The organism is Bacillus sp. JJ1474 (assembly GCF_036965225.1).
In the GTDB taxonomy this organism is placed as follows: Bacteria; Bacillota; Bacilli; order Bacillales; family Cytobacillaceae; genus Cytobacillus.
The window spans coordinates 1,607-4,537 of the sequence record NZ_JBALPC010000160.1 but is presented as its reverse complement, the minus strand read 5'-3'; the positions used below and the strand labels follow the sequence as shown (position 1 = coordinate 4,537).

Annotated in this window: 3 protein-coding genes; all 3 read left to right on the top strand. The window is 36.0% G+C overall.

All coding sequences use genetic code 11. The features are described from left to right. Positions 1–174 precede the first annotated feature (174 nt). A complete protein-coding gene (locus tag V7164_RS18225) occupies positions 175–1,005 on the top strand; it encodes a basic amino acid ABC transporter substrate-binding protein (RefSeq protein ID WP_335354814.1) in 831 nt (276 codons plus the stop codon). Positions 1,006–1,076: 71 nt separating this feature from the next. After that, positions 1,077–1,733, top strand: a complete 657-nt coding sequence (locus tag V7164_RS18220; RefSeq protein WP_335347543.1) for an amino acid ABC transporter permease — start codon at positions 1,077–1,079, stop codon at positions 1,731–1,733. Then, the gene (locus V7164_RS18215) at positions 1,730–2,452 is read left to right on the top strand and encodes an amino acid ABC transporter ATP-binding protein (protein WP_335347544.1); all 723 of its coding nucleotides are present in this window, start codon (positions 1,730–1,732) and stop codon (positions 2,450–2,452) included. The genes V7164_RS18220 and V7164_RS18215 overlap by 4 nt, the downstream gene beginning before the upstream one ends. Positions 2,453–2,931 lie beyond the last annotated feature (479 nt).

Below are 2,931 nucleotides of genomic sequence, written 5' to 3'. Positions count from 1 at the left end.
AGTATTAGAAATATATAGAATTAGTTATTTTGGCACAATCCTTGCAAAAGATTATTTGATTAGAAAAAAATATGGAGAGGGGGTTGAGATTTTTCCAAAACCTGAAAGGAAATTGCTTCCAAGACATTACGTGAATAAAATGTACTGCTTTTTAAAATTAAAGGGGGCATTAAAATGAAAAGGTTTACACTATTAGCTATTGTAATGGTTTTCTCTCTTATTCTATCAGCTTGCGGTACGAGCCAAAAGACTTCAGAGGGCAGCGGTGATAGTGCAGCTTCAGGTGAAGGTAAGAAAAAACTTAAAATCGCAACAGAGGCAAACTATGCGCCATTTGTATTTTTAGATAAAGGTGAAATGAAAGGCTTTGACGTTGACTTTATGAATGCCGTTGCTAAGGAAGCAGGCTACGAATTTGAAATGGTTAATGTTGGCTGGGATCCTCTATTTGTCGAGGTAAAAGACAAGCTTTCGGATATGGGGATTTGTGCGATTACAATTAATGATGTGCGATCAGAAACATATGATTTTTCAGTACCATACTATTTATCAACGAATGAGATTCTAGTTCCAGAGGGCAGTGATATTAAGAGTGCGGCTGACTTAAAGAATGACAAGGTAGTGGCAGTTCTTGGAGGAACGACTGGGGAAGCGGCAGTTGAGAAAATACTAGGCTTAAACAATAAAAACATTAAAAAGTTTGATAATAATAATTTAGCGATTTTGGAATTAACGAGTGGCGGTGCAGATGCAGTTGTTGCCGATAATGCAGTAGTTCAGGCTTATGCCCAAAATAATCCAAACGATAAGCTAAATGTTATTAGCGATAAAGAAGGCTTTGAAAATGAATTTTACGGCCTCATGTTTCCAAAAGGCAGTGAATTAAAAGCAGACTTTGATGTGGCTGTTACTGAAGTCTTGAAAAATGGAACTTATTCTGAGATTTATAAGAAATGGTTCGGAGTTGAACCAGATGTAGAGACCATTTTAGCTCAGCAAAAATAAATAATTAAATCAGAATTGCGTAACGCAGAAAGGAAAGTTACGCAATTTTGATTTACATAGGGGGAAGGGCAATGGATTTCAGGATTGACATCTTAGTAGAATATATTCCTTTCTTTGTAAAGGGGACATTATTAACGATTGGTTTGTCAATTGTAGGTATTATATTTGGAACCATTCTTGGTTTATTTATCGGCTTAGGGAAAATGGTGAAAAATAAGCCGCTTGCATTTATTTTTAATTGTTACATAATATTTTTCCGCGGAACTCCTTTATTTGTTCAAATATTATTAATTCATTTCGGGATCGTACCATTATTTATTGGGCATACGAATGGGATTGTGGCTAGTATTATTGCACTCTCCTTAATTGCAGGTGCCTATATTGCAGAAATTTTTCGTGCTGGTATTCAGTCCATTGATAGAGGACAAATGGAAGCAGCTCGTTCTCTAGGCATGTCCCATGTTCAAGCAATGAAACATGTCATATTGCCTCAAGCCTTCAAACGAATGATCCCTCCTCTTGGGAATGAGTTCATTGTCCTTATTAAAGAGTCCTCCCTCGCAGCAATCGTGGCGACACCTGAACTTATGTACTATGGACGAGCATTAGCAAGTCAAACTTTCCGTGTGTGGGAGCCTTATCTTACAGCTGCGCTCATTTACCTTGTGTTAACAACAACATTAGGCTTCTTATTGAATAAACTTGAAAGAAGGTTGACAACAGAATGATTCAAGTGAAGAACTTAAAAAAAACATTCGGACAAAATGAAGTTTTAAAAGATATTAGTGCTTCTATACAACCACAGGAAGTTGTCGTTGTGATTGGTCCATCAGGATCAGGAAAATCTACATTCTTAAGATGTATTAATTTGCTTGAATCGATAACAGGCGGTCATATTACGATTGAGGGAGTTGATATAACCGATAAAAAAACAGATATTAATAAAGTAAGAACCGAAGTCGGAATGGTTTTTCAGCAATTTAATTTATTTCCGCATAAAACGGTCATTCAAAATATCATGCTTGCTCCAATGCAAGTGAGAAAAATTTCTGCAGAGGAAGCTAAGAAAACAGGTCTTGAGCTCCTGAAAAAAGTCGGACTTGAGGAAAAAGCAGATGTCTATCCAGATTCATTATCAGGCGGGCAAAAGCAGCGGGTTGCGATTGCAAGAGCTTTAGCGATGAAGCCAAAAATCATGCTTTTCGATGAGCCGACCTCAGCACTAGATCCGGAAATGGTTGGAGAAGTGCTTGAAGTAATGAAACAATTGGCTAAAGAAGGAATGACAATGGTCGTTGTAACGCATGAAATGGGATTTGCCCGAGAAGTGGGAGATCGTGTTTTATTTATGGATGGGGGTGTCATTGTAGAAGAAAATGCCCCGAAAGAAATTTTTGAAAACCCTCAGCATGAAAGAACTAAAGCTTTTTTAAGCAAAGTGTTATAAGAATAAAAACATCGGCCGAGCAGGTTGGTGTTTTTATTTGCAAAAATGGATGATATATCTGCTCCATGCAAAATCCATCTGCACAGAATAGATGGAATCGTTTTCAAGACATTTAACGCTTCTTCGATTAATTTTCAGAAAATATTGCAAAATCCATCTGCGCATTATAAGTGTTTCCGATTAAATGAATTATCCAAAAATACACTAATTAATATTAAAAAAGCAAAATTCATCTGCACTATTTATGTATTACTTTGTAGAAATTGTGGACTATTTCGTATGCACAAGATCAGATTATCCATTTTAATTTGAGATTTTGGATAAATAGTTTCTTTGGCACACTTCTTGCAAAAATATTAATTGATTCGAAAAAATGATGAGAGGGGATTAGTTTCATTTCTAAACAGATTCTCGTAAGAATGATCAATTGAAAAATCGTAGATTGAAAGAGTTGTTATTAAAGTAAGCGCTATCTTGTA

Excerpts from the sequence above, each read along its gene's own strand:
- V7164_RS18215 (WP_335347544.1), top strand. The coding sequence starts at position 1,730 with ATGATTCAAGTGAAGAACTTAAAAAAAACATTCGGACAAAATGAAGTT.
- V7164_RS18220 (WP_335347543.1), top strand. The coding sequence starts at position 1,077 with ATGGATTTCAGGATTGACATCTTAGTAGAATATATTCCTTTCTTTGTA.
- V7164_RS18225 (WP_335354814.1), top strand. The coding sequence starts at position 175 with ATGAAAAGGTTTACACTATTAGCTATTGTAATGGTTTTCTCTCTTATT.